23 protein-coding genes are annotated in these 25,053 nt (G+C 72.5%); 7 read left to right on the top strand and 16 right to left on the bottom strand.

All coding sequences use genetic code 11. From position 1 onward, the window contains the following. Positions 1-87: 87 nt before the first annotated feature. The 7 genes from L2C96_RS24275 to L2C96_RS24245 are packed head-to-tail and all read left to right on the top strand — an operon-like array spanning position 88 to position 9,122. Positions 88-1,905 (top strand): sulfatase-like hydrolase/transferase, encoded by a 1,818-nt coding sequence (locus tag L2C96_RS24275; protein ID WP_237337903.1) that lies wholly within the window; start codon positions 88-90, stop codon positions 1,903-1,905. Beyond that, positions 1,902-2,753: a formylglycine-generating enzyme family protein gene (locus tag L2C96_RS24270; protein ID WP_237337902.1), complete on the top strand. Its 852-nt coding sequence runs from the start codon at positions 1,902-1,904 to the stop codon at positions 2,751-2,753. The genes L2C96_RS24275 and L2C96_RS24270 overlap by 4 nt, the downstream gene beginning before the upstream one ends. Positions 2,754-2,776: 23 nt before the next feature. Beyond that, positions 2,777-4,081 carry a sulfatase family protein gene (locus L2C96_RS24265; protein WP_237337901.1) on the top strand — a complete coding sequence of 435 codons (1,305 nt, stop codon included), beginning with the start codon at positions 2,777-2,779 and terminating at the stop codon, positions 4,079-4,081. Then, entirely contained in the window at positions 4,081-5,040 is a 960-nt protein-coding gene (locus L2C96_RS24260) for an ABC transporter permease (protein ID WP_237337900.1), read from the top strand. The genes L2C96_RS24265 and L2C96_RS24260 overlap by 1 nt, the downstream gene beginning before the upstream one ends. Then, positions 5,037-5,930, top strand: coding sequence for an ABC transporter permease (locus L2C96_RS24255; RefSeq protein WP_237337899.1), 894 nt, complete (start codon positions 5,037-5,039; stop codon positions 5,928-5,930). Before L2C96_RS24260 ends, L2C96_RS24255 begins: the two co-directional genes overlap by 4 nt. Further along, a complete protein-coding gene (locus L2C96_RS24250) occupies positions 5,923-7,572 on the top strand; it encodes a dipeptide ABC transporter ATP-binding protein (protein WP_237337898.1) in 1,650 nt (549 codons plus the stop codon). Before L2C96_RS24255 ends, L2C96_RS24250 begins: the two co-directional genes overlap by 8 nt. Continuing rightward, on the top strand, positions 7,569-9,122 hold the full coding sequence (locus L2C96_RS24245; RefSeq protein WP_237337897.1) for an ABC transporter substrate-binding protein: 1,554 nt from the start codon (positions 7,569-7,571) through the stop codon (positions 9,120-9,122). Before L2C96_RS24250 ends, L2C96_RS24245 begins: the two co-directional genes overlap by 4 nt. Here L2C96_RS24245 and L2C96_RS24240 read toward each other — a convergent pair. From L2C96_RS24240 to L2C96_RS24165, 16 genes are all read right to left on the bottom strand, one after another. Further along, on the bottom strand, positions 9,083-9,361 hold the full coding sequence (locus L2C96_RS24240) for a P1 family peptidase (RefSeq protein WP_237337896.1): 279 nt from the start codon (positions 9,359-9,361) through the stop codon (positions 9,083-9,085). The two genes, L2C96_RS24245 and L2C96_RS24240, sit on opposite strands and share 40 nt — an antisense overlap. Continuing rightward, the gene (locus L2C96_RS24235) at positions 9,358-9,819 is read right to left on the bottom strand and encodes an LLM class flavin-dependent oxidoreductase (protein WP_237337895.1); all 462 of its coding nucleotides are present in this window, start codon (positions 9,817-9,819) and stop codon (positions 9,358-9,360) included. Before L2C96_RS24235 ends, L2C96_RS24240 begins: the two co-directional genes overlap by 4 nt. Then, positions 9,816-10,601, bottom strand: coding sequence for an ATP-binding cassette domain-containing protein (locus tag L2C96_RS24230; RefSeq protein ID WP_027929249.1), 786 nt, complete (start codon positions 10,599-10,601; stop codon positions 9,816-9,818). The genes L2C96_RS24235 and L2C96_RS24230 overlap by 4 nt, the downstream gene beginning before the upstream one ends. Continuing rightward, positions 10,598-11,383: an ABC transporter ATP-binding protein gene (locus tag L2C96_RS24225; RefSeq protein ID WP_237337894.1), complete on the bottom strand. Its 786-nt coding sequence runs from the start codon at positions 11,381-11,383 to the stop codon at positions 10,598-10,600. Before L2C96_RS24225 ends, L2C96_RS24230 begins: the two co-directional genes overlap by 4 nt. Beyond that, a complete protein-coding gene (locus L2C96_RS24220; protein WP_237337893.1) occupies positions 11,380-12,255 on the bottom strand; it encodes an ABC transporter permease in 876 nt (291 codons plus the stop codon). The genes L2C96_RS24225 and L2C96_RS24220 overlap by 4 nt, the downstream gene beginning before the upstream one ends. Next, positions 12,252-13,202 carry an ABC transporter permease gene (locus tag L2C96_RS24215; RefSeq protein WP_027929246.1) on the bottom strand — a complete coding sequence of 317 codons (951 nt, stop codon included), beginning with the start codon at positions 13,200-13,202 and terminating at the stop codon, positions 12,252-12,254. The genes L2C96_RS24220 and L2C96_RS24215 overlap by 4 nt, the downstream gene beginning before the upstream one ends. Next, positions 13,199-14,734: an ABC transporter substrate-binding protein gene (locus L2C96_RS24210; protein ID WP_237337892.1), complete on the bottom strand. Its 1,536-nt coding sequence runs from the start codon at positions 14,732-14,734 to the stop codon at positions 13,199-13,201. Before L2C96_RS24210 ends, L2C96_RS24215 begins: the two co-directional genes overlap by 4 nt. Then, a complete protein-coding gene (locus tag L2C96_RS24205; protein ID WP_237337891.1) occupies positions 14,731-15,552 on the bottom strand; it encodes an alpha/beta fold hydrolase in 822 nt (273 codons plus the stop codon). The genes L2C96_RS24210 and L2C96_RS24205 overlap by 4 nt, the downstream gene beginning before the upstream one ends. Further along, the gene (locus tag L2C96_RS24200) at positions 15,552-16,853 is read right to left on the bottom strand and encodes an O-acetylhomoserine aminocarboxypropyltransferase/cysteine synthase family protein (protein WP_237337890.1); all 1,302 of its coding nucleotides are present in this window, start codon (positions 16,851-16,853) and stop codon (positions 15,552-15,554) included. The genes L2C96_RS24205 and L2C96_RS24200 overlap by 1 nt, the downstream gene beginning before the upstream one ends. Continuing rightward, positions 16,850-17,863 carry an isopenicillin N synthase family dioxygenase gene (locus L2C96_RS24195; RefSeq protein WP_237337889.1) on the bottom strand — a complete coding sequence of 338 codons (1,014 nt, stop codon included), beginning with the start codon at positions 17,861-17,863 and terminating at the stop codon, positions 16,850-16,852. Before L2C96_RS24195 ends, L2C96_RS24200 begins: the two co-directional genes overlap by 4 nt. A 258-nt stretch (positions 17,864-18,121) precedes the next feature. Then, positions 18,122-19,318: an acyl-CoA dehydrogenase family protein gene (locus L2C96_RS24190; protein WP_237337888.1), complete on the bottom strand. Its 1,197-nt coding sequence runs from the start codon at positions 19,316-19,318 to the stop codon at positions 18,122-18,124. Beyond that, complete coding sequence (locus tag L2C96_RS24185) at positions 19,308-20,537, bottom strand: CoA transferase (RefSeq protein WP_237337887.1); 1,230 nt, start codon at positions 20,535-20,537, stop codon at positions 19,308-19,310. The genes L2C96_RS24190 and L2C96_RS24185 overlap by 11 nt, the downstream gene beginning before the upstream one ends. Continuing rightward, positions 20,534-21,754 carry an acetyl-CoA C-acetyltransferase gene (locus tag L2C96_RS24180; protein ID WP_237337886.1) on the bottom strand — a complete coding sequence of 407 codons (1,221 nt, stop codon included), beginning with the start codon at positions 21,752-21,754 and terminating at the stop codon, positions 20,534-20,536. The genes L2C96_RS24185 and L2C96_RS24180 overlap by 4 nt, the downstream gene beginning before the upstream one ends. A 2-nt stretch (positions 21,755-21,756) precedes the next feature. Beyond that, a complete protein-coding gene (locus L2C96_RS24175; RefSeq protein WP_237337885.1) occupies positions 21,757-23,373 on the bottom strand; it encodes an AMP-binding protein in 1,617 nt (538 codons plus the stop codon). Further along, complete coding sequence (locus L2C96_RS24170) at positions 23,370-24,200, bottom strand: alpha/beta fold hydrolase (RefSeq protein ID WP_237337884.1); 831 nt, start codon at positions 24,198-24,200, stop codon at positions 23,370-23,372. Before L2C96_RS24170 ends, L2C96_RS24175 begins: the two co-directional genes overlap by 4 nt. Continuing rightward, the gene (locus L2C96_RS24165; RefSeq protein ID WP_237337883.1) at positions 24,197-25,039 is read right to left on the bottom strand and encodes a MaoC/PaaZ C-terminal domain-containing protein; all 843 of its coding nucleotides are present in this window, start codon (positions 25,037-25,039) and stop codon (positions 24,197-24,199) included. The genes L2C96_RS24170 and L2C96_RS24165 overlap by 4 nt, the downstream gene beginning before the upstream one ends. Between the last annotated feature and the right edge of the window lie 14 nt (positions 25,040-25,053).

Here is a 25,053-nt window from a genome sequence, read left to right as displayed (position 1 = left end):
TGCCCCGGCTGATGACACGTGTAACTCTGCGGCAGTCAAGTTACACGTGTAACAAGCCTCGGTGCAACGCAGTGCAAGGAGCAGCGCATGCCGCCGGACCAGCGTCCGAACATCCTGTGGATCGTCGGTGAGGACTGTCCGCCCCGGTTCGGCTGCTACGGCGACCCGCACGCCCGGACTCCCCACCTGGATGCCCTGGCCCGGCGCGGTGTCGTCTTCGAGCACGCCTTCAGTGCCGCTCCGGTGTGCGCGCCCTCCCGGTTCGCGCTGCTCACCGGCGTGGCCCCGGAGAGCAACGCGCCGGCCAACCACCAGCGCGCCCGCGCCGAGATCCCCGGCTGGATGCGGACGTACCCGGAGATCCTGCGCGATCTCGGCTACTACTGCACCAACAACGCCAAAACCGACTACAACGCCACCCTCGACCCGGCCGCAATCTGGCACGAGAGCTCACCGGACGCGCACTGGCGCAACCGTCCGGCCGGTGCCCCGTTCCTCGCCGTGTTCAACTTCGACGGCACACACGAAAGCTCGGTGTTCACACCGGAGACTCCGGAGGTCGCACCCACGGCGGTCCGGGTGCCCGCCTACCTGCCGGACACGCCGGCCGTGCGCGGCGACCTCGCGCGCCACTACCGGCACATCGCGAACCTGGACGCCTTCGTCGGCGAACTCCTCGCCCAGCTGACCGCGGACGGACTGGCCGGCGACACGATCGTCATCCACACCTCCGACCACGGCGGCGTCCACCCGCGCTCCAAACGGTTCCTCTACGACGAGGGGCTCCACGTGCCGCTGATCATCGCGGCGCCGGACCGCTTCGCCGCTCGCTTCCCCGCGCGCGGCACGCGGATCGAAGCCGCGGTGAGCACGATCCGCATCCCGCCCACCCTGGTGGACCTCGCCGGCGGGGAGATCCCCGGCCACATGCAGGGACTCAGCCTCGCGCAGCAGGCCTTCGACCCGGCGGCCGGGCTCGCTTTCGGCATGCGCAACCGCATGGACGAACGCCCGGACGTCATCCGCACGGTGCGCGACGCCCGGTACCGCTACATCCGCAACTACCACCCGCACCGCCCCCACGGCCGGCACCTCGGGTTCGCCTGGCTCGCCGCGGCCTACCAGTCGTGGGAGGAGGGGCACCGGGCCGGCCGGCTGGACCCCGTCCAGGACGCGTTCTGGCGCCCCAAGCCCGGTGTCGAGCTCTACGACACCGTCCGCGACCCCGACCAAGTCGTCAACCTGGTGGGCGATCCGCACCACGCCGCGGTCGAGGAGCGCCTGGCCCGCGCGCTGCGCGCCCACCTGCTCGCGGTGCACGACAACGGTTTCCTGCCCGAAGGCTCCCCCGTGGAGGGTTACGAGCGCAGCCGCGAGCCGGGCCGGTACCCGCTGGAGCGCGTCCTCGACGTCGCCGACGCGGTGACCCGCCAGGATCCCGCGGAACTGCCCCGTTTTCTCCGCGCCCTGGACGACCCCGACGCGACGGTCCGCCGCTGGGGCGCGATCGGGATCCTCGCGCTCGGCGCCGCGGCGACCGAGCAGGCGGCGCGGCTGCGCGCCGTCGTCGGCAACGATCCCGACCCCTTCGTCGTGATCCCCGCGGCCGAGTCCCTCGCCCGTTTTGCCGGCGACGAGAACGCCGTGGCGGTCCTTTCCGGACTCTCGGCCGCCGCGCACCCCGCCCCGGTCCGCCTGGAGGCGCTCAACGCGCTCACCGCCCTGCCACCCGAGCATGTGCGGCCCTTCCGGGACACCGTGGCCGCGGCGGCCGACGACGACCACGAATACGTGCGCGGCGCGGGCCGCTACCTGCTGTTCCAAATCGAGGGCACCTACACGCCCCAGTCTCCCGTCTTCCTCTGGGAGCGATTCGCCTTCACCGCTCAGGGGGCGGGATCATGACCTGCTGCACCCCGGGCCGTCCGCCCGGCGAGCACGCCGGAACACCGCCGCCCGCGGCGCGGTCCCGTACCACCGGCCTGATCGACCTGCCCGCGGCGCGCTTCCTCATGGGCAGTGACGACTCCCTCGCCCATCCCGGCGACGGGGAGGGACCGGTGCGCGAGGTCGAGGTGGCCGCGTTCGCCATCGCACCGCACGCCGTCACCAACGCCGAGTTCGCGGCCTTCGTCGCCGACACCGGCTACCGCACCAGCGCCGAGCAGTACGGCGACTCGCTGGTCTTCGCCGGGCTCCTGCCGCCGGACGCCCCGCCCACACCGGCGGTCGCGGCCGCACCGTGGTGGCGTGTCGTGCCCGGCGCCGACTGGCGGCACCCGGAAGGCCCACGGTCGGCCATCGACGACCGTGCCACGCACCCGGTCGTCCACGTCTCCCACTCCGACGCCCTCGCCTACTGCCGCTGGGCGGGGGCCCGGCTGCCGACCGAGGCCGAGTGGGAGTTCGCCGCCCGCGGCGGTCTGGTGCAGCAGCCGTTCCCCTGGGGTGCCGAGTTCGACGACCACCGGATGAACGTCTGGCGCGGCGAATTCCCGCACCGGCCCGAGGGGCCGGTGGGGACCGTCCCGGTGGATTCCTTCGAGCCCAACGGGTTCGGACTCCTGAACACCACCGGCAACGTGTGGGAGTGGACCGCGGACACGTTCCGCGCCGGGGATCCCCGCCCGGTGCTGCGTGGCGGTTCCTACCTGTGTCATGCGTCCTACTGCCGCCGGTACCGCACCTCGGCGCGCACGGCCAACACCCCGGACAGCTCGACCGGCCACGCCGGCTTCCGCGTGGCCGCCTGAGAGAGAAGGAAGAGAGCACAGCTGTGCCCGACACCCCCGACAACGTCGTGCTCGTCCACTGGCACGACCTGGGCCGCCACCTGCCCAGCTACGGCGCCGAAGGAGTCGCCGGCCCCCGTACCGACGAGCTGGCCGCCGACAGCATCGTCCTCACCGACGCCCACGCCACCGCGCCCCTGTGCTCCCCCGCCCGGGGGTCGATCCTGACCGGGCGCTACCCCCACCACAACGGGCTGGTCGGCCTGGCGCACCACGGCTGGGAGTACCACGACGACGTCGAAACGCTGCCCGCCGTGCTCGCGGCACGGGGCTGGCACACCGCGCTGTTCGGGATGCAGCACGAGAGCTCCGACCCCGGCCGCCTCGGGTACGCCGAATACGACGTCTCGAACTCGTTCTGCGACCACGTCGTCGCGCTCGCCGAGGACTTCCTCGGCCGGATCGGCGACCGGCCCTTCCTGCTCAACGCCGGCTTCTTCGAAACACACCGGCCCTATCCCGAAGACCGCTACACCCACCCGGATCCGGCGACCGTGACGGTGCCGGACCACCTGCCCGACACCCCGCAGGTCCGCGCCGACCTCGCCGGCTTCCACGGCGCGATCGCGAAGGCCGACGCCGCACTGGGCCGCTTGCTGGACGCCCTCGACCGGCACGGCCTGTCCGGGAACACGTGGGTCGTCTTCCACACCGACCACGGCGCGGCGTTCCCCCGCGCGAAGTCCACCCTGTACGCGGCGGGCACCGGCATCGCCTTCATGATCCGGCCGCCGCGCGGCCGCGGCATCGCACCGCGGCGCCTCGACGGTCTCTTCAGCGGGGTCGACCTGGTCCCGACGGTGCTGGAACTGCTCGGCGTCGAGGTCCCCGCCGCGGTGCAGGGCGTCTCCCATGCCGGGCAGGTGCTCGGCACCGAGACGGCCGACGCCCGCACGGAGGTCTTCACCGAGAAGACCTACCACGACAGCTACGACCCCATCCGCGCCGTGCGCACCAAACGCTTCAGCTACCTCGAGAACTACGCCGCACGGCCGGAACTGGTGCTGCCGTTGGACATCGCGGACAGCCCGTCCGGCGCCGCGGTCGCCGGACGCTACGCCGGACCGCGGCCGGCCGTGGAACTCTACGACCTCGTGGCCGATCCGGGCGAAACCGTGAACGTCGCCGGGCGGCCCGAGTACGCCGCGGTCCAAGCAGAGCTGGCCGAGCTGCTGCACCGGTGGCGCCGGGACACCGGCGACCACCTGCCCTCCGACGCCGAGGGCAGCGCCATCGCCGGGAAGAACACCGCGACGTACCTGGCCCGGCTGGAAGAGGGCGTGGCCTGATGCGCCGCCACCTGCTCACCCGCATCGGCTCCGGTGTGCTGGTGCTGCTGCTCGCCTCGATCGTGGTGTTCGTCGCGCTGCGCCTGGTGCCCGGCGACCCTGCCCGCGTCATCGCCGGCACCGACGCTGCTCCGGACACGATCGCGGCCGTCCGCGCCCAGCTGGGCCTGGACCACTCGCTGGTCTACCAGTACTGGCACTGGCTGGGTAACGTGCTGCGGCTGGACTTCGGCACCTCGTACGTGATCGGCGGACCGATCGGCTCGCTCATCGGTCACGGAGTGGCCAACACGCTCGTGCTGACCGTGACCGCGGTCGTCGTCGCCGTCGCACTCAGCCTGGTGGCTTCGATCGCCTGGGTGGTGCGCCCGCGGCGGTGGCTGGACACCGTGCTCGGCACGCTCGTGACGGTGTCGATCGCGGTGCCGCCGTTCGTCAGCGGTGTCCTGCTCGTGCTGGTGTTCGCCGTGCTGCTGCCGGTCCTGCCCGCGAGCGGCATCCCACCCGAGGGCTACTTCGCCAGCCTGGACATCACCGCCCAGTACCTGGTGCTCCCCGCGACGTGCCTGGCCCTGCCGGTGGCGGCGGCGCTGACCCGGTTCCTGTCGGAGGCGCTGCGGCGGGAATGGCGCCAGCCCTACGTGCTCACCGCCCGCGCCCTGGGCACCCCGGCCCGGCGCATCCTCACCCGGGGGGCGCTGCGCAACGCGCTGCCGACATTCCTGACGGTGCTCGGCCTGCAGACCGGCGCCCTGCTCAGCGGTGCGGTGCTGGTCGAGGCGATCTTCGCCTGGCCGGGGCTCGGTCAACTGCTGACGCAGAGCGTCGGAGCCCGGGACTACCCGGTGGTCCAGGCGCTGGTGCTGCTGTCGGTCGCGGTGTTCGTCGTGATCCAGATCGTCACCGACCTCGCCCACGCGTTCCTCGATCCGCGCGTCCGCCTGGAGGGCCGGCCATGAGCGAACTGTCCCACCAGCTCGAACCGGCCGCACCGCCGGCGCCGCCCGGGCCCGCCGCGCGGGATTCCTGGCGCAGCCGGCACCGGTTCGCCGCGTCACTGACCCGCGGGGCGGGTCTGGCCGGCGTGGTGCTGGTCGCGATGGTCTGCCTCGCCGGCCTGTTCGCGCCGCTGCTGACCTCCTGGGACCCGGTCCAGCAGGTCGCGGGCTCGCAGCTGCTGCCGCCGGGCGCGGGTCATCTGTTCGGCACCGACCAGCTCAGCCGCGACATCGCCGCCCGCGTGTTCCACGGCGCCCGGACCAGCCTGCTGGTGGCCGTGATCGCCGTTCCGGCGGGCACCGTCCTGGGGATCCTCATCGGTCTCCTGGCCACCACGCGCCCGCTGGCGGACCTGATCACACAGCGGGTCTTCGACGTCGTCCTCGCGTTCCCCGCCCTGATCCTCGGCGTCCTGCTCGCGCTCGTCGCCGGCCCCGGCACGCCGACGGTGATCACCGTGATCGTGGTGACCGAAGCGCCCATCGTGGGCCGACTGATCCGGTCCCAGGTGCTGCGTGTGCGGGAACTGCCGTTCGTCGAGTCCGCCAGGGTCATCGGCGCGCCCGGCGGGTGGGTGCTGCGGCGGCACGTGCTGCCGAACTCGCTGGAACCGGTCGCGGTCCACGTCGCGCTGGCGTTCTCGGGGGCGATCTTCGCCGAGAGCGCGATGAGCTTCCTCGGCATCGGCGTGCGGCCCCCGGCGCCGTCGCTGGGCGGCGTGATCGCGGATTCCCTGCTCTACATCGAGATCCGGCCGTGGTTCGCGGTCGCGCCGCTCGCCGTCGTGGTCGCCCTCAGCGTCGGCTTCTACCTCATCGCCCAGGCACTCGGGAAGGCAGGCCGTGACTGACACCGACGCCTCGCTGCTGCGCATCGAGAACCTGGCAGTCAGCTTCGGCACCCGCTCCGACCGGGCCCGCGCGGTCGACGGCATCGACCTCGACGTCGCACCGGGCGAGATCGTCGCCCTCGTCGGCGAGTCCGGTTCCGGCAAGTCCCTCACCGCGCGCGCGGTTCTCGGGCTGCTGCCGGACGGAGCCCGCGCGGAGGGGTCGATCGTGCTCGCCGGAACCCAGGTGGTCGGCGCGGACGAACGCACCCTCAACCGGCTCCGCGGCGGGGTGGCCGCGATGGTGTTCCAGGAACCGCAGACGGCGCTGAACCCGGTGCAGACGATCGGCCGCCAGCTGATCGAAGCGCTGCGGCTGCGCCCGGGCTTCGACAAGGCCACCGCTCGGGACCGGGCCGTGGAACTGCTCCGCACCGTCGAGATCCCGGATCCGGAGCGGCGCCTGGACTGGTACCCGCACCAGCTCTCCGGCGGCCAGAAGCAGCGCGTGGTCATCGCGCTCGCCCTGTCCGGGCGCCCCCGGCTGATCATCGCCGACGAACCGACCACCGCCCTCGACGTCACCGTGCAGGCCGGGATCCTGGACCTGCTGCGCCGGCTGCGGGACGAGACCGGCACCGCGATCCTCCTGATCACCCACAACCTGGGGGTGGTCGCCGACCTCGCGGATCGCGTCGTCGTCCTCCGCGACGGCAACGTGGTCGAGGAAGCCGGTGTGGCCGAGTTGTTCCGCACGCCCCAGGCCTCCTACACCAAGGAGCTGCTGGCCGCCGTGCCGCGACTGAGCACGACGGACTCGCGGGAGGCCGGGACGCCTGCCGAGGACCGGGTGGTCGACCTGGAGGGCGTGTCCGTCGTCCACCCGGGCCGGGGCCGGGCGCCGGCCTTCACCGCGCTCGAGGGCGTGTCCCTGCAGCTGCGGGCGGGTGAGGTGCTCGGCCTGGTCGGCGAATCCGGCTCCGGCAAGACGACCATCGGGCGCGTCGCCCTGGCCGTCACGCCGCCCACCAGCGGCACGGTGCGACTGCTCGGACGGGACCCGCGCACGCTCCGCCGCGCCGAGCTGCGGGCGCTGCGCCGCGACCTCGCCCTGGTGCCGCAGGACCCGGCCGCCTCCCTCGATCCGCTGTGGACGATCGACGACTGCGTCGCCGAACCGCTCGTCGTGCACGGAGCCGGCGACCGCGCCCGGATCCGGCGGCGGGTGGCCGAGCTGCTCGACGCGGTGCACCTGCCCGCCGCGGCCGGCCGGCGCCGTCCGGGCGAACTCTCCGGCGGCCAGCGCCAGCGCGCCGCCCTCGCCCGCGCACTCGCCCTGTCCCCGCGGCTCGTCGTCGCCGACGAACCGACCAGCGCTCTCGACGTCTCGGTCCAGTCCCGCATCCTGGAGCTGTTCACGCAGCTGCGCGCCGAGTTCGGTTTCGCCGCGCTGTTCATCAGCCACGACCTGGCCGTGGTCAGCGAAATCGCCGACCGGGTGGCGCTCCTCGAGTCCGGCCGGATCGTGGAGACCGGGCCCGCGCGCACGGTGTTCGGCTCCCCGGCCCAGGACTACACCCGAACCCTCGTCGCGGCCGTGCCGGTCCCCGACCCGGCGATCCAGCGTCGCCGCCACTCCCCATCCGAGAAGGAGACTCCATGACCCGCTCCCGTCCACGGACCTGGCTGCTGCGCCTGGCCGCCGCGCTCACCGCGGTCACCGTCGCGGCCGGTTGCTCGTCCGCGGTCGACCAGGCGAAGCAAGCCTCCGGCGCGGCCGGCGGCACACTCGTCGTCGGCACCCTGTCGGACCTCACCCCGTCGGCGATCTACAGCCAGAGCACCACGTCGATGACGATCGGCAGGCTGCTCTACGACACGCTGATCCGTTACGACCGGGCCACCGGCACACCGCAGCCCGCCGTCGCGAAGTCCTGGACCGTCTCCCCCGACGGCCGGACCGTGACCCTGGCCCTGCGGGACGACGTGAAATTCCACAACGGACGCCCGCTGACCTCCGAGGACGTCGCCTACTCGCTGAAGACCTACGCCTCGGCCGCCGCGGCGTCGCAGCTGCGCCCCGCGGCGGCCGCCGTCACCGCGGTCGACACCGCCGACCCCCACGTCGCGGTCCTGCACCTGGCGCACCCGCTGGTGAACCTCTTCGACCTGCTCGAGTTCGTCCTGCTGACCGACCGGGAGACCCCGGACCAGCTCAAGGCCGGCGAGCAGTTCATCGGGACCGGCCCGTTCAAGTTCGCCGGCTGGCAGCGCGGCCAGCAGGTGCGGCTGGTCCGCAACGACGACTACTGGAACGGCGCGCCGAAGGTCGAGGAGGTGGACCTGAAGGTCATTCCCGACGAGACCGCCCTGCTGAACTCGGTACGGTCCGGCCAGACGAACGTAGTGGTGGACGCCAGCGTGCAGGCGCTCACCCCGTTCCGCGGCAACGACGCCTACACCGTCGAGCCCGAGAACATTTGGGACGTCAACTACTACATCGGCGCCAACGTGACCGACCCGGCGCTGTCCCACCGCGCCGTGCGCCAGGCCATCGCCTACGCCGTCGACCGCGAACGCATCCTCCACGAGGTGTTCGGTGACACCGGTTCGGTCAACAGCGCACCGTGGTCACCCGACTCACCGGCCTACAACCAGGAACTCGCCACGCGCTACACCCGTGACCTCACCAAGGCCAGGGATCTGCTCACCGAGGCAGGCGGCGCGCCGGCGCAGCCACTGCGCCTGTCGTACAACACGGCACTGGCACCGGCCAAGTCGGTCGCCGCGATCGTGCAGAACAACCTGGCCGACATCGGCATCAAGGTCGAACTCGAACCGCTGGACGGGGCCGCGTTGACCCAGACCCTCAACAGCGGCCGGTCCCAGCTGTGGATCAACCCGCACGGCTTCGGCCAGAACAGCCCGGCCACCCTGGCGACCGGCGCCGCGCCGTTCAAGCCGGAGGGCAACCTGTCGGGCTACCGGTCCGCCGACTACGCCGCGCTCGTCGAGAGGGTCTGGGAGCAGCCGGACCCGGACAGCGCGGCGGCACACGCCGCGTACGACGCCTACACCCAGCTCCTCAGCGACGAGCAGTTCGTCATCAACCTGGTGTCGACGACGGTGACCAACGTCTACACCGGCTCGGTGCGCGGCGTGGACTGGAACACCTACAAGTACCTGATCCTCGACAAGGCGACGGTCAAGTAGGGAGCCCACGGCGCCTCGGCGGCGGGGATCCCACAGACCCCGGCCGCCGTGGCGCCGGTGGCGACCGAGAACACGGTGTCGCCGTCGCCGAGGCCGTGGGACGGGCGCACGCTCAGCGCCAGCTCGTCCTGGCCCCCGCCGGCGAAGCGGTACGCCTCGGGCACGGTGAGCGCCGCCGAGGTGGCGACCACGGTGCCGTCGGGCAGGACAGTGCTCGCGGTGCCCACGCCGCCTTTCATCTCGGCCGCGATCGCCCCCGGTCGCCGCGCAGCGCCGGGCGCAGGGTGGCGAGCCGGTCGTCGAACAGGTCGCGGCGCCGCGCGGCATCGTGCCCGAACACAGCGAAGGCTTCCTGGTTCGCGCCTCCGGTGCCGAGGCCGAGCTCCAGCCTGCCGCCGGAGAGCGCGTCGAGCACGGCGGCATCCTCGGCCAGGCGTACCGGGTCCTCCAGCGGCAGCACTGTGACAGCGGTGCCCAGCCGCAGGCGGGACGTGCGCGCCGCCACGGCGCCGAAGAACACCAGCGGTGAGGGCAGACGCCCGTAGTCGCCGCGGACGTCGTGCTGGGCCACCCACCCCCCGTCGAACCCGAGCTCCTCGGCGGCCGTGAACACCTCCAGCAGATCCCGCAGCACGGTCGCGCGGTCCTTGCCCGGACCGTGGACGTGGGTGAGGAAACCGAGCTTGAACGCGGTCATGGCACCTCCTCGGGCAGCCGCGGGACCGCGGCCAGCAGGGCCCGGGTGTAGGGATGGCGGGGCGCCTGCAGGACGTCGGCGGTGTCGCCGCGCTCGGCGACCGCGCCGTCCCGCAGGACGATCACCTCGTCGCACAGCTGCCGCACGACCCCGAGGTCGTGCGAGACCAGCACGAGGGTGAGCCCGAACCGGGTAGCGAGGTCGCGGACCAGCGCGATGACCTGGGCACGCACGGACGCGTCCAGCGCGGAGAACGGTTCGTCGCCGACGAGCACCTCGGGACGGGGCGCAAGCGCGCGGGCGATCGCGATGCGCTGACGTTGACCGCCGGAGAACTCGTGCGGGTAGCGCCAGGCGGCGTCCGGTTCCAGGCCGACGTCGGTGAGCACCTCGGCCACGCGCTCGTCGTGGTCGCCGGGCACCCGCAGGCACTCCAGCGGTTCGGCGACGATGTCGCGGACGACGCTGCGCGGGTCCAGCGAGCTCATCGGGTCCTGCAGCACGACCTGCACGGCTTCCCGGAACCAGGTCAGCCGCCCGCCCTCGACGGGGCGGCCGCGGTAGTGGACGGCGCCCGAGTCGGGCCGGTCGAGCGCGAGCAGCAGCCGCAGCAGGGTGGACTTGCCTGCCCCGGACTCACCGACGATGCCCAGGTGCCGCCCGGCTTCGACGGACAGGGACACGTCGCGCACGGCGTGCCGCTCGCCGCGTGGGCCGAACAGCGAGCGCCGGGGCAGGCGGAAGGACCGGTGCAGCCCCTCGGCCGACAGCAGAACCGTCATCCCGTCACCTCCACCGACTCCGCCCGGGCCACGTCCAGGAGAGTGCGGGTGTAGGGGTGTGCGGGCGCGTGCAGGATCTCCCGCAGCGAGCCCTCCTCCAGCACCCGCCCGCCGCCGAGGACCACGACCCGCCGCGCCACCTGGGCCAGCACCGCCAGGTCGTGGGTGATGAACAGCAGCGCGCTGCCCTGCTCCTCGGCGAGCCCGCGGATCAGCCGCAGGATCTCCGCCTGCACGGTCACGTCCAGCGCGGTGGTCGGCTCGTCGGCGATCAGTAGCGCAGGGCGGCAAGCCAACGCCATCGCGATACCGACGCGTTGCCGCTGCCCGCCGGAGAGCTGGTGCGGGAACGCCCGCACGGCGTGCTCGGGATCGGGCAGTCCCACCTCGGCCGCCAGCCGCACCGCCTCCGCACGGGCCTGCCGCCGCGACAGACCGCGGTGCAGGCGCAGCGGTTCGGCGATCTGCTTGCCCACCCGCATCAGCGGGTTGAGCGCGGTCAGCGGTTCCTGGAACACCATCGCGACCCGTTCGCCGCGGATGCGCGACAACGCGCGGTCGCCGAGCCCGAGCAGCTCGGCGCCGTCGAGCCGCACGCTGCCCTCGACGCGGGCATCCTCGGGCAGCAGGCCGAGCACCGCCAGGGCGGTCAGCGACTTGCCCGAGCCGGACTCCCCGATGAGCCCGAGGCTGTCCCCCGCCGCCAGTGACAGGCCGACCCCGTCCAGCACGCGTTTCCCTCCGATGTGGACGGTCAACCCGGACACTTCCAGCAAGGTCATCGGCTGCTCCGCAGGCGTGGGTCGGTCGCGTCGCGCAGCGCGTCGCCGAGCAGGTTGAACCCCAGCACGGTCAGCGCCACCGCCAGTCCCGGCCAGATCACCAGCAACGGCCGGGCGCTGATGTAGGCCTGCTGCTCGTGCAGCATGCCGCCCCAGGACGGGGTGGACGGTGAGCTGCCGTAGCCCAGGTAGGTCAGCGCCGCCTCGGCGAGCACGGCCAGCGCCATCACCAGTGACAGCTGCACGATGAGCGTCGGCGCGAGCGCGGGCAGCAGGTGCTTGCGGATGATCCGCCCGGTGCGGGCGCCGGCGGCGCGGGCGGCGAGCACGTAGTCGCTGCTGCGCGCCGCGGCCAGCTCGGCCCGCGCGACGCGGGCGACCGCGACGCCGAACCCGATGCCGATCGCCGCGACGACGGTGGCCAGCGAGCTGCCGTACACCGCGGCGAGCACCATCGCCAGCAGCAGCACGGGGAACGCGACGAGGATGTCGATCAACTGGATCACCGGCGCGCTGATCCAGCGCGGCGCGAGCGCCGCGGGCAGGGCGAGCGCGAGCCCGAGCACGGTCGCCAGCGCGGCGGACGCCACCGCGGCGACCAGCGTTTCGCGGCTGCCCGCGAGCAGCTGGCTGAACTGGTCGTGCCCGATCCGGTCGGTGCCCAGCAGGTGCCCGTCCTGCAACGGCAGCAGCCACGCCCGGCCGGGATCGGTGGCCTGCGGGTCGAACGGGGTCCAGAACAGCGACACCACGGCACCCAGCACGAGCAGGGCGAACACGGCCAGCCCGAACACGCCGGCCGGGCGGCGGACGAGCGCCCTCAGCACGGTGCGCAGCGCGCGGCGGCGGCGCGTCGCGGCGGCGCGGCTCATCGCGCCTCCTGCAGCCGCGGGTCGACGATCCGGTGCACGAGGTCGACGGCGAAGCCGATCAGCATCACCGCGGCGACGACGGCGAACACCTCGCCCTGCACCTTGACCAGGTCGCGGTTGCCGACGTCGGTGACGAGCATGCTGCCCACGCCGGGCAGCGTGAACACCCGCTCGATCACGATCGTGCCGACGACCAGGGTGGCCAGCTGCAACCCGAGCACCGACACCACCGGCACGGCGGCGTTGCGGAACCCGTGCCGCAGCAGCGCCCGGGTGCGGGTCAGGCCCTTGGCGCGCGCGGTGCGCAGGTAGTCCGAGTGCAGCACACCCAGCACGGCGGACCGCACGAACCGCAGCAGCACGGCGCCTTCGGTGAGGCCGAGCGCGATCCACGGCAGCACCAGGCTTTCCAGTGCCGCTCCGGGTTCGGCCCACCCGTCGACGGGGAAGCCCTGAGCCGGCAGCCAGCCCAGGGTCACCGAGAACACCAGCACGAGCACCAGCGCGAGCCACAGCGCCGGCACCGCGATGCCGATCTGGGCCAGCGCGCTGATGCCGCCGCCGGCCCAGCCGCGGTGCCGGACCGCCGCCCAGGTGCCCAGCGGCACCGCGACCGCGACGGCGACGGCGATCGCCCCGGCGATCAGCGGCGCGGTCACCTCCAGCTTGGCGGCGAGTTCGGCGCTGACCGAGGTGCCGTTGAGCTGCGAGCGGCCGAAGTCGCCGCGCAGCACCCCGGTCAGCCAGTCGCCGTACTGGACGGCGAGCGAGCGGTCCAGGCCGAGACCGGCGCGGATCGCGGCCAGCTGCTCCGGGCTCGCCTGGATACCGCCGATGGTGGCGGCGACGTCGCCAGGGAGCAGCCGCAACAACACGAACACGAGCAGGCTGGCGACGAGCAGCGACACCACCAGCAGCCCGGCGCGGCGCAGCACGAACAGCGTCACTTGGCGACCGCGACCGTGCTCAGGTTGAAGCGGTTGCTGGTTTCGTTCTGCGGCACGCCGTACACGCCGGTTCGCACCACGGTGCTGGCCTGGCCGAGCAGCAGCCAGTCGGTCGCCGCGTCCTCGGAGATCTGCCTGCCGACCCGCTTGAGCAGCGCGTCCCGCTCGGCGTCGGTGGCCGCCAGCCGCGCCTGGGCGTACCAGTCCTGCACCTGCTTGTCGTCGTAGCCGAAGTAGTAGCCCGGCTTGGTGTAGTTGGCCAGGTCGCGCGGCTCGGCGTGGTCGACGAGGCTGAGCTGGAAGTCGTGCTGCTGAAACACCTTGGTCAGCCAGGTCTGGAACTCCACCGGCTGCACGGTGAGAGTGATGCCGGCCTGCTTGAGGTTGGACACCAGCACGTCGCTGATCGCGGCCGGATAGATGCTCGGGACGGTCAGCGTCAGGGACAGCCCGTTCGGGAACCCGGCGTCGGCGAGCAGCTTCCGCGCGTTGTCCGGGTTGTAGGCGTCGATCCCGGTGAGGTCCTCGTACCACGGGTCCTGTGGCGGAACCGCGCTGCCGATGGCCAGGCCGGCGCCATAGGCGCGGATGACGTCCTGCTTGTTGATGGCCTGCCGGATCGCGTGCCGCACGGCGGGGTCGGTGAACGGCGCCTGGGCGCCGTTGAAGGCGAGCGTGAACTTGTCGGTCGTGGTGCCCTTGAGGACGGCGAACCCGCTGTTGCCTGCGAACGCGGACAGCAGCGTCGGGTCGACCGCCGTCTGGATGTCGGTCTGCCCGGTCAGCTGTGCGTTGTTGGCGGCGTTCTGCTCGGTGATGTAGTGGAACACCACCTTGGCGACCTTGGGCTTGGCGCCCCAGTAGTTCTCGTCGCGGGCCAGGGTGATGCTCGATCCGCGGTTCCACTGCGCGACGGTGAACGGGCCGCTGCCGTTCTCGGCGCCGTCGAGCGTGGCGAAGTCGGTGCCCTGCTTGTAGACGATGCCGCCGCGCTGGGTCAGGTTCCACAGCAGGAAGCTGTCCCGCTGCTTGAGCCTGACCTGCACGGTGGCCGGGTCCGGCGCGGTCACGGTGTCGATGGTGGCGAAGTTGGCGCCGTAGACGGCCTTCGAGCCCGGCGCGATCTGCTGCTGCAGCGACCACGCGACGTCGGCGGAGGTCAGCGACGAGCCGTCGTGGAACTTCGCGCCCCGCACCAGGTGGAAGGTGTAGGTGAGGCCGTCGGGCGAGGTCTCCCAGGAGGTGGCAAGCGCGGGCACGATCTTGTCGTTGGCGTTCGTGTCGATGGTGACCAGGCCCTGGTAGACGTTGTCGAGGAGGATCTGGTCGAGCGCGGCGCCCGAGGTGCCGAAGATGTTGAGGCTGGTCGGTTCCAGCACCAGCCGGACGTCGACGGTGGCGGCGGTGTCCAGCTGGTCGTCGGGCGGCGTGGCGGCCTGGACGGCGGTCCCGGCCTGGGGTGTGCCGCCGGTGCCGCACGCGGTGAGGAGCAGGGCCACCGCGGTCAGCGCGGCAGGCAGGAGGCGTCTCATCGTTCTCCCTGGAGGTGGCGCCGCACGAAGTCCACGAAGGTGGCGTGGACTTCGTCGCGGTCGAGTTCGTTGAGGATGTTGTGGAGGTCGTCGGGGAAGATCACCGCTTCGGCGTCGGGCAGCAGTTCCGCCGCCCGCCGCGCACCTTCGGCCGGGGCGAGGTCGTCCTTCTCGCCGTGCAGCAGCAGCACCGGGACGTCCAGTGCGGACACCGCCGCCGGCAGGCGCTCAGCCGCGGCGGCGAGGGCGGCCAGGGTCTCGACGCGGATGCCGCCCTGCCAGGTGAGCGGATCTTCGCGGATCTGCTGGGCGTACCCGGGGTGGCGAGTGAGCTCGCCCGGGTCCTTGCGCAGGTCGAGCGGGTCGACGCCGCTGGCCAGGAGTTCGGCCAGCCCGCCACCCGCATCAGGCGCCGGGACGATCGAGGAGCCGGCCAGCACGACGGCGGCCGGGCGGGTGCCCGACGGCAGCAGCCGTTCCGCGGTGAGCAACGTGGCGACGGTGGCGCCGAGCGAGTGCCCGGCTACGACCAGCGGCAGGTCCGGGTGGGCCGCGCGGGCGAGCCCGAGGAGAGTCGCGGCGTCGTCGAGCAGGTCGTCGATCGCGGTGATCAGCACGCGTTCGCCGTCGCTGCGGCCGTGACCGGCGTGGTCGTGCGCCCACAGCGCGAACCCGGCGCTGGTCAGTGCCGCGGCGAGCGGCTCGTAGCTGCCGGTGTGCTCACCGAGGCCGTGGAAGAACACCACCAGCGCCCGCGGGTGCTCCGGGGTCCAGTGCCGGTGGTGGATGGTGCCGCGGACGCCGGCGAACTCGGCCATCAGTGCCTCCCGTGGGTCGCGTCGAGCCCGCGCCGGAGGTCGGCGAGCAGGTCGTCGAGGCCCTCCAGGCCGACCGACAACCGCACCTGACCTGGCGTCACGCCGCTGGCGAGCTGCTGGTCCGGGTCCAGTTGCGCGTGCGTGGTCGAGGCCGGGTGGATGACCAGGCTCCGCACGTCGCCGATGTTGGCCAGGTGGCTGAACAGGGTCAGGCCGTCGACGAACCGGCGGCCCGCGGGCAGCCCGCCGGCCAGGTCGAACGCGAGCACCCCGCCCGCGCCGCCGCCGAGATAGCGCTTTCCCAGATCGAACCACGGGCTGGTGGGCAGTCCGGCATAGTGCACCTCGGCCACCTCGGGTTGCGCCGACAGCCATTCCGCGACTGCCGTGGCGTTGCGGCTGTGCCGGGACATCCGCAGCGACAGCGTCTCGATCCCCTGCAGCAGCAGGAAACTGGTGAACGGCGCCACGGCGGGGCCGAGATCCCGCACCAGTTTGGTGCGCAGCCGCAGGGAGTAGCCGAGCTCGCCGAACTCGTCGGCGAACACCAGGCCGTGGTAGCTCGGGTCGGGCCGGGTGAACTGCGGCCAACGCTCCGGGTCGGCCGCGTAGTCGAACCGGCCGCGGTCCACCACGACGCCGCCGATCCCGGTGCCGTGCCCGGACAGGAACTTCGTCGTCGAGTGCACCACGATGTCGGCGCCGTGCTCGAGCGGCCGGGCCAGGTACGGGGTGGGCACGGTGTTGTCCACCACGAGCGGCACCCCGGCGTCGTGCGCGACGGCGGCCACGGCCGAGACGTCCAGCACGTTGCCGCGCGGGTTGCCGATCGATTCGGCGAAGAACGCCTTGGTCTCCGGCCGCACCGCGGCGCGCCACCGGCCGAGGTCGTCCGGGTCGTCGACGAAGGTGACAGCGATCCCGAGGTCGGCGAAGGTGTGGGCGAGCAGGTTGTAGGTCCCGCCGTACAGGCTCGCCGCGGACACGATGTGGTCGCCGGCGCGGGCGAGGTTCAGCAGCGCCAGCGACGCCGCCGCCTGACCGCTGGCCACCGCGACCGCGGCGACGCCGGATTCGAGGTCGGCAAGACGCGCCTCGGCGACGCCGGTGGTCGGGTTCGACAGGCGCGTGTAGGCGTGGGTTTCCAGGTCCTGCAGGGCGAACGCGCGGGCGGCGTGGTCGGCGCCGTCGAAGACGTAGGAGCTGGTCTGGTAGATCGGCGTGGCGCGGGATCCGGTGGCCGGGTCCGGGTTCGCGCCGGCGTGGATCTGCCGGGTGTCGAACGACCAGGAGCCGGTCACGCCTGCTCCGCCAGCACGTCGGACCACCAGCGCCGGGCGAGCTCGGGGTGCGACCGCAGCCAGCCCACGAGCGCGTTCTCGCCGTAGGCGGCCAGCAGCGGGTTGTCGGCGTCCTCGCTGACGCCGCGGGCCTGCTTGGCCAGCTCGGCGGGCAAGGTCAGCGGCTCGACGACCGCGTCCAGGCGTGGCCCGAGGAAGAACGGCACCGAGAACCGTTCCACGCCCGGGGGCGGGCTGACCACGCGGTGCCGCGTCGCGGTCAGGTAGCCCTGGGTCGCGATCTCCAGCATCTCGCCGATGTTGAACACGAAGCTGCCCGGGATCGGGGTGGCGTCGATCCAGCTGCCGTCCGCCGCCTGCACCTGCAGCCCGCCGACCTCGTCCTGCTGCAGCAGCGCGAGGTAGCCGTAGTCCTTGTGGGCGCCCACCCCCTGGTCGGCGTCGTCGCGAACGCGGCCGGGGTAGCGGATGATCTTGACGTGGGTGGCGGCTTCGGCGTCGAACCACTCGTCGAAATAGCCCTCGTCCTGGCCGAGCGAGGCCGCCAGCGCCCGCAGCACTTCGCGGCTCACGCGCAGCGCCTCGGCCTGCCACGCCAGCGTCGTCTCGCGCAGCTCCGGCAACGCCGCTGGCCACAGGTTCGGACCGATCAGCCGCTTCCAGGCCGGGTCGCCGGGCGCGAGTTCGAGCGCCTCCCGCTCCGGGCCGATGTCGATCTGCTCCCGCCAGTCCGGCGCGCCCGCGGTGTACTCGTGGCCGGTGGCGGTGTACCCGCGGAACTGCGGGGAGTGGATGTTGCCGATCTCCAGCCGCTGCTGCTCGGGCAGTGCGAAGAACTTCCGCGCCACGTCGAAGATCCCGGCGCTCAGCTCGCCGGGGACCCCGTGCCCGACGACGTAGAAGAAGCCCACCTCGTGCGCGGCGTGCCGGAGCTGCGCCAGGAACTCCTCCCGATCGGCGGCGGGGTCACGGAAACGCGAGATGTCGATCAACGGCAGTGGGGGTGTCATGACGCCCGAGAGTAGGTCGCCGCGGCGCGCTCGGGTGACGATCTCAGATAGCGGACGCCGGTCTACGGACCCCTCGGCGCCGACCGGCGATGGGATCGCGCGGCCGACGGCCGTGCATGGGCATCATGGTCGGCGGCAGAGCGGTTTTCTTGGTGTAAGCCTCAGAACTGTGGACTGGTCCATTGACAGCACCCCAGAACACAAACTCGTCGCGAACGCCCTGGATATTGCCATCAGCAACCGAGAAACCGACTTTGATCACCGCAGCTTGTAGTCCTCCAGCAGCCGGCGCCCGATGATCATTCGCTGGATGTCGGCGGTGCCTTCGCCGATCAGCAGCATCGGCGCCTCGCGGTAGAGCCGTTCGATCTCGTACTCCTTGGAGTACCCGTAACCGCCGTGGATGCGGAAAGAGTCCTCCACCACCTGCGCGCAGTACTCCGAGGCCAGGTACTTCGCCATCCCGGCCTCCAGGTCGTTGCGCTCGCCCGAGTCCTTCTTCCGCGCCGCCCGCACCATCATCTGGTGCGCCGCCTCCACCTTGGTGCCCATTTCGGCCAGGCGGAAGAGCACCGCCTGGTGATCGGCGATCGGCCGGCCGAAGGTCTCCCGCTGTTGCGCGTAGGCGACGCCGAGTTCGAACGCACGCCAGGCCACCCCGCACCCGCGGGCCGCGACGTTGACCCGCCCGACCTCGACGCCGTCCATCATCTGGTAGAACCCGCGACCGGGCTCGCCGCCGAGGATCTGCGAGGCGGCGATCCCGTAGTCGTCGAAGACGAGTTCGGTGGTGTCGACACCCTTGTAACCCATCTTCTCGATCCTGCCCGGAACCGTCAGACCCGGCGCCACCTCACCGAAGCCGGCGGGTTTGTCCACCAGGAACGTGGTCAGGTTCCGATGCGCAGGCCCGGCGGCGGCACCGGTCTTGACCAGCACCGCGACCAGGGTCGACGATCCCCCGTTCGTCAGCCACATCTTCTGGCCGTTGATCAGGTACCCACCGTCGTGTGGGGTGGCGCGAGTGCGGATGGCGGACACGTCGGAGCCGCAGCCGGGCTCGGACATGGAGAACGCGCCGCGGATCTCGCCGGTGGCCATCTTCGGCAGGTAGTGGCGTTTCTGCTCCTCGGTGCCGTGGTGCATGAGCACGTGAGCCACGATGAAGTGGGTGTTGATGATGCCCGACACGCTCATCCAGCCGCGGGCGATCTCCTCGGCCACCAGCGCGTAGGTCAGCAGCGACTCGCCGATCCCGCCGTACTCCTCGGGAATCGTCAACCCGAACAGGCCAAGTTCCCGCATCCCCTCGACGATCTCGGCGGGGTAGGCGTCGGCGTGTTCGAGTTCGGTCGCGACCGGGATGATCCGGTTGTCCACGAACGCGCGGACGGTCTTGAGGATGTCGTCCTGGACGTCGGTCAATCCTTCGGTACGGCACAGTTCACGCGCCATCGCTGTCATCTCTCCTCGTCATGATCAGCCCGTTGTCGGCGAGCCTCCCGATCTCCCGGCCGGACATCCCGAGCACCTCGGCCAGCGCCCACTCCGTGTCCGCACCGAACTCCGGCGCCGGCTCGGCCTCGCGGTAGCGCGAGTTCCAGCGCAGCGGGGAGGTGGCGGTGACCATCGGGCCCACCCCGGCCTGCTCGACCTCGGTGAGCACCGGTGACTCCGTACCCCGTCGCCAGGCCGCCACGACCTCCGAGGGCGAACGGAACTCGCCGGCCATCACCCGGGTGCCGCGCGCCGCCTCGAGCACCTCTTCCACGGTGCGGGCGGCGAACCACCGTGCGAGGACCGCCTCGATCAGGCCGCGTTGCCGGTACCGCTCCCCCTCGACGTCGAAATCGGTGCCGTGCACCGAAGACAGGGCCGCGAACACCGCTTCCGTCCCGGTCATCCGCATCAGGTCCCGCCACTGGGCGCGGGTGATCGCCACCGCGACCACCCGGCGACCGTCGGCGCACGCGAAATCCACCCCGAACGCGCCGAACAGGTGGTTGCCGAGCCGGGGCCGGTCCTGGCCGGCCTCGGCCACCTCGGCGAACCAGCCCAGATGCGCCACGTGCGCCGCGGCCACGTCGGCCAGGGCCAGCTCGACCAGGCACCCGTCACCGTGCACCGCCCGCCGGCGCAATCCGGCCAGCAGCCCGGACACCGCGAGCAGCCCGGTGGCGATGTCCCAGGCAGGCAGGACGTGGTTGACCGGACGGCGCGAATCGGCCGGACCGGTCAGCGCCGGCACGCCGAAACGCGGGTTGACCGCGTAGTCCATGGCGGCCCGGCCGTCGGGATAGCCCTGGATGTGGACGTGCACGAGGTCGGCTCGGCGAGCACGCAACCGGTTGTGGGACAGGAAGTCCCGGCCGATGGTGTTGTCGACGAACAAGCCGGCGTGCGGGCCGGGCGCGGTGATCAACGCGGCGGCGAGTTCCTGCCCTTCCGGCACGCGGAAGTCGACGGCGACGGACTTCACGCCCTTGTTCATCCCGGCCCAGAACAGGCTCCGGCCGGTCCCGCTCAACGGCCACCGGCCCGCGTCCACCGGCCCGGTGACCGGGTCCAGCCGCAGCACCTGCGCCCCCATCTGCGCCAGCGTCATGCCGGCCAGCGGACCGGCGACGAAACTGGTGGCCTCCACGACCCGGAGCCCGCGCAGCGGAGCGGTCATTCGACCAGCTCCAGGACGGCCGCGAGGCCCTGGCCGCCGCCGATGCACATCGTCTCCAGGCCGTAGCGCGCCCCGCGGCGGCGCATCTCGTGAGCCAGCGTGGCCAGGATCCGGGCGCCCGTGGCTCCGACGGGATGGCCCAGCGAGATGCCCGATCCACTGACGTTGACCCGCTCCAGGTCGCGATCGGTGAGGTCCCATTCCCGGAAGCAGGCGATCACCTGGGCGGCGAACGCCTCGTTGATCTCCACCAGGTCGATGTCGGACAGTGCGAGGCCGGCGCGGTCCAGTGCCTTCGCGACCGCCGGTACCGGACCGAGGCCCATGGTGCGCGGCGGCACCCCGGCCACCGCCCAGCTGACCAGGCGCAGGATCGGCGTGAGACCCAGCTCCGCCGCGGCGTCCCGGGTGGTGACGATGCACGCGGCCGCGCCGTCGTTCTGGCCGCTGGCGTTGCCCGCGGTGACGGTCGCTTCCGGGTCGCTGTTCACCATGACGGGCCGCAGTGTGCTCAGCGCGTCGAGCGAGACGTCGGGCCTCGGGTGCTCGTCGGTGTCGACGAGGGTGGCGGGCGCTCCGCGACGGCCGGGCACGGTGACCGGCAGGATCTCCTCGGCGAAGCGGCCGTCGGCGGCGGCCTTCACCGCGCGCTCGTGGGAGCGCAACGCCCACTCGTCCTGTTCCCGCCGGGAGATCGAGTACTCGCGCCGCAGGTTCTCGGCCGTCTCGAGCATCCCGCCCGGCACCGGGTGGTCCTTCCCGCCGGCGGTCACCCGGGCCCGCGCGAGCCTGTCGTGCAGCCGGGGCCCGTCGCCCTTGACGCCCCAGCGGATCTCGTCGGTGTAGAACTCGACGTTGCTCATCGATTCGGCGCCCCCGGCGATGACGACCTCGGCGGCGCCGGTGGCGACGCTCATGGTGGCGTCGATGACGGCTTGCAGTCCGGATCCGCAGCGGCGGTCGATCTGCGCGCCGGGCACGGTCACCGGCAGGCCGGCGTCGAGCGCGGCGACCCGGCCGATCGCCGGGCTCTCCCCGCTGGGATAGCACTGCCCGAGACGCACGTCGTCGACCCGGTCCACCGGCAGGCCGGTCCGCTCGATCAGCTGCCGCAGGGTCTGCGCGGCGAGCTCGGTCGCCGACAGCGTCCGGAACGCGCCGCCGTAGCGGCCGACGGGGGTGCGCAGGGGGTGGCAGATGACGACCTCGTGGTTCATGGTCAGACTCCCTCTCGCAGTGCCAGCTCGCGCAGTGCGGCGGCGCGGATCTTGGTTCCGTTCGTGCCGGAGGTGGTGGGCATTTCGTCGATCAGGCGGACCCGGGATGGCACTTTGAACTTGGCCAGGGTCTGGGCGCACCACTGCTTGAGCTCGTCTTCGCCGGGCCGGTCCGGGCCGTAGGGCACCACGAAGGCCACAGCGATGGTGCCGCCGTCGCCGCCGGGCACGCCGACGACTTTGGCCATCGCGACCGCGGGGTGCGCCGCCAGCCGGGTTTCGATCTCGGCCGGGTCGACCAGGAATCCCCGCAACCGCAGCACGTCACCGATCCGGCAGAGGTACTGCACGGTTCCGGGGGCGACCAGCCGGCCGAGGTCGCCGCTGCGGAACCAGCCGTCCTCGGTGAACACCTCGCCGGCGACCGCGGGATCACCGAGGTAGGCGTCGACGACGTTCGGACCGCGGAACTGCATCTCGCCCTCGGCGCCGTCCGGCACGGTTTCCCCGGTGACCGGGTCGGCCACCCGGACCTCGATCGCCTCCGTGACCACCTGGCCGCCCCCGGACCACCGCAGCTCCGCCGGATACCGCCGGGGCCAGAACGCGGTCAGCGCGAACAGCTCCGACGATCCGTACACGCCGGCGACGGTGGTGCCGAACTCCCGCTCCGCCCAGGCCGCGAGCCGGCGGGACCGGCCCTCGAAGTCCGCGATCCCGATCCACCGCAACGGCAGGGGCGCGGGGTGGTCCTGCCAGGCCCGCTCGATGCGGCCGAGGAGGTCGTCGGCGCCGATGACGTGGGTGACCCGGTGGCGCACCATGTCGGTGAGGACGCCCTCGGCGTCGAACACCGGCTCCAGGGCCACCGCGGCGCCGGAGAAGACCGCGGCCATCGCCGCGACGAACCCGAAGACCCCGGACAGCGGGAGCGCGCCCAGCATGACGTCCCCGGGGCCCAGGCCGATGCGCTCGCCGGCGGCGACGAGGTGCTCGGCCATGCCGGGTTCGCCGTGGGCGGCCAGTTTCGGCCGGCCGGTCGAGCCCGAGGTGGTGAATGCCGTGGCCAGGCCCGGAACCGGGCATGGCCGCAGCTCACCGCCGCGGGACGCCTGGGGGAACGCCGACGCCCCAGCGCCCACGTCGTAGGCCGCCACCTCGTCCGGGGACGCCGGTGCGGCCCCGGGCGCGGTGGTCACCAGGCACACCGGCGGCTCGGCCGCGGCCGCCTCGTGCGCCGCGTGCAGGACCCGGCGGAGGTCGAGGTTCATGAAGTCGTGGGCGATCACCACCGCCCGGGGCCGGGCCATGCGCAGGACGTGCGCGACCTCGTCGACGTTGTACCGGGTGTTGATCCCGATGACGTGCGCTCCCACCGCCAGTGCGGCGAACTGCGCGGCGACGGCGTGGGACCAGTTCGGCAGCCAGACACCGACGCAGTCCCCCGCGCCGATCCCGTGCGCGCGCAGATCCTCGGCCATTCCGGCGGCGAGGTCACGCAACTGCCGCCTGCTGACCGGACGCACCGGAGACCGGCCGGCGTCGGCGTCGTACAGCGCCACGGCGTCGGGTTCGGCGTCGGCGAGTCCGGCGAACACATCGAGCAGACGCGGGGTCACGGTCGTCCCTCCTTCATCTCGCCCAGCCAACCGTCCAGGACCTTCGCGAAGTCGTCCATCTCCTCCATCGGGTAGTGCCCGTATCCCGGCAGGAGCACGAACCGGCCGTCCGGCGCCTGCCGGGCGGACTCGGCCACCGATCGGGCATCGACCCACAGGTCGTCCTCGCCGGCCACGAACGTGATCGGGCACGGGATGCGCGGCAGCAGCGGGCGCACGTCATGCGTGCCCCACCCGATGAGGTCGCTGGTGGACACCAGCGGGTCCTCCCGGCAGTGCATGCGCGCGATCAGCTCGGCGCGCCCACGGGCCACCCGGCGGCCGACGACCGCGCGGGTACCCAGGTGAGTGCGATCGGCACGCGCGGCGGCGGCGCTGTCCTCCAGTTCCCGTTCCAGCGCGTGCAGCTGGACCCGTCCCGGTCCGGACTCGGCGCACATCGACACCGCCGCGTCCAGCCGGTCGCCGTACCGCGCCGCGAGGTCCTGGGCGATCTTGCCGCCGATCGAGCAGCCGACCACCACCGGCCGCGTCACCTCCAGGACCTCCAGCAGCCGCACGAGCCAGTCCGCGTACTCACGCAGGTCCCGCACCGCGCCCCCGGGCGCAGGCTCGGAATGCCCGTGCCCCGGCAGATCGGGCACGAGCACGCGGTATCCCAGTTCGCTGAGCGGCCCCAGCGCGTGCCGCCACTGCACACCGCTTTGCCCTGCGGTGTGTACCAGCACCAACGTGGTTCCGTTCGGCTCCCGCGGCGCGGCGTCCTGGACGAACCCGATGCGGTCGTGCAGCACCAGGTGGTGTGCTGTCACGGTGTGGACCGTCATGCGACCACCTCGGTGTGCTCGGTCCGGGCGAGGTCGCGGGCGACGTCCACGATGATCTCCAGGGCCTTGGTCAGCCGGAGGTACTCGTACGGATCACCGCTGGAGGTGAACTCCCCGGTCATCAACCGGGCACCGAACCGGCTGTCCTCCGCGGTCAGCAGATCCGCCCAGATCCGGTCGGGCGCACCGAAGGTGAACGTGGCGCCGTGCGGCGACCGGCGGGTCACGTCGATGATCCGGCCCCGGTAGATGCGCAGGTGGACTTCGTGCTCGCCACCGCGCAGTCCGATGGTGCCGTCCCAGGACGCCACCGCGGACACGAACGCCGGGTTCGCCGTCAGTGCCTCGGCAAGCACTTTCCCCCACGCCACCGTGCCCACGTCCCGGTTCACGGGCCGCGGCCCTCCGTCGCCCGCCCGCACGAGCGCGGTGGCCGTGCCCGACTGGATCACGGTGCCGGCACCGTCGCGCAGCTCGTTGTACCGGGACACCAGTCCCTGGCCGCCCCCACGGCTGTCCTGCAGGCGGACGATCGTCACCGCGAGCGAGAGCTCGTCGCCCACCTTGATCGGCCGGTGGTAGGTCCAGCTCTCCTCGGTGGCCGCCACGATCGACGCGCTCACCAGCCCCAGCCGGGTCCACAGCCCGGCCGCCACCGCCGCACCGAAGGAGCCCTGCAGGACCGGTACCCCGAATGACGTGCCCCGGGCGTACTCGGCGCTGGTGTGCAGGGGGTGATCGTCGCCGCTGAGGGCGGTGAACCGCGCCAGGTCCTCCTCGGTCACCACCCGCGGTCCCGCCGTGAACCGCTGCCCGACCCGGAAGTCCTCGAAGTACATCCCACCTCCGCCGA

The organism is Amycolatopsis tucumanensis (assembly GCF_021654135.1).
Lineage (GTDB): Bacteria > Actinomycetota > Actinomycetes > Mycobacteriales > Pseudonocardiaceae > Amycolatopsis_E > Amycolatopsis_E tucumanensis.
The sequence above is the reverse complement of the archived record's forward strand: the minus strand, read 5'-3'. Positions and strand labels throughout refer to the sequence as shown.

What these genes read in the sequence shown, in the direction of transcription:
- L2C96_RS24275 (WP_237337903.1), top strand. Translation starts at nt 88, where the DNA reads ATGCCGCCGGACCAGCGTCCGAACATCCTGTGGATCGTCGGTGAGGAC.
- L2C96_RS24270 (WP_237337902.1), top strand. Translation starts at nt 1,902, where the DNA reads ATGACCTGCTGCACCCCGGGCCGTCCGCCCGGCGAGCACGCCGGAACA.
- L2C96_RS24260 (WP_237337900.1), top strand. Translation starts at nt 4,081, where the DNA reads ATGCGCCGCCACCTGCTCACCCGCATCGGCTCCGGTGTGCTGGTGCTG.
- L2C96_RS24255 (WP_237337899.1), top strand. Translation starts at nt 5,037, where the DNA reads ATGAGCGAACTGTCCCACCAGCTCGAACCGGCCGCACCGCCGGCGCCG.
- L2C96_RS24245 (WP_237337897.1), top strand. Translation starts at nt 7,569, where the DNA reads ATGACCCGCTCCCGTCCACGGACCTGGCTGCTGCGCCTGGCCGCCGCG.
- L2C96_RS24240 (WP_237337896.1), bottom strand. Translation starts at nt 9,361, where the DNA reads ATGAAAGGCGGCGTGGGCACCGCGAGCACTGTCCTGCCCGACGGCACC.
- L2C96_RS24235 (WP_237337895.1), bottom strand. Translation starts at nt 9,819, where the DNA reads ATGACCGCGTTCAAGCTCGGTTTCCTCACCCACGTCCACGGTCCGGGC.
- L2C96_RS24230 (WP_027929249.1), bottom strand. Translation starts at nt 10,601, where the DNA reads ATGACGGTTCTGCTGTCGGCCGAGGGGCTGCACCGGTCCTTCCGCCTG.
- L2C96_RS24225 (WP_237337894.1), bottom strand. Translation starts at nt 11,383, where the DNA reads ATGACCTTGCTGGAAGTGTCCGGGTTGACCGTCCACATCGGAGGGAAA.
- L2C96_RS24220 (WP_237337893.1), bottom strand. Translation starts at nt 12,255, where the DNA reads ATGAGCCGCGCCGCCGCGACGCGCCGCCGCCGCGCGCTGCGCACCGTG.
- L2C96_RS24210 (WP_237337892.1), bottom strand. Translation starts at nt 14,734, where the DNA reads ATGAGACGCCTCCTGCCTGCCGCGCTGACCGCGGTGGCCCTGCTCCTC.
- L2C96_RS24205 (WP_237337891.1), bottom strand. Translation starts at nt 15,552, where the DNA reads ATGGCCGAGTTCGCCGGCGTCCGCGGCACCATCCACCACCGGCACTGG.
- L2C96_RS24195 (WP_237337889.1), bottom strand. Translation starts at nt 17,863, where the DNA reads ATGACACCCCCACTGCCGTTGATCGACATCTCGCGTTTCCGTGACCCC.
- L2C96_RS24190 (WP_237337888.1), bottom strand. Translation starts at nt 19,318, where the DNA reads ATGGCGCGTGAACTGTGCCGTACCGAAGGATTGACCGACGTCCAGGAC.
- L2C96_RS24185 (WP_237337887.1), bottom strand. Translation starts at nt 20,537, where the DNA reads ATGACCGCTCCGCTGCGCGGGCTCCGGGTCGTGGAGGCCACCAGTTTC.
- L2C96_RS24180 (WP_237337886.1), bottom strand. Translation starts at nt 21,754, where the DNA reads ATGAACCACGAGGTCGTCATCTGCCACCCCCTGCGCACCCCCGTCGGC.
- L2C96_RS24170 (WP_237337884.1), bottom strand. Translation starts at nt 24,200, where the DNA reads ATGACGGTCCACACCGTGACAGCACACCACCTGGTGCTGCACGACCGC.
- L2C96_RS24165 (WP_237337883.1), bottom strand. Translation starts at nt 25,039, where the DNA reads ATGTACTTCGAGGACTTCCGGGTCGGGCAGCGGTTCACGGCGGGACCG.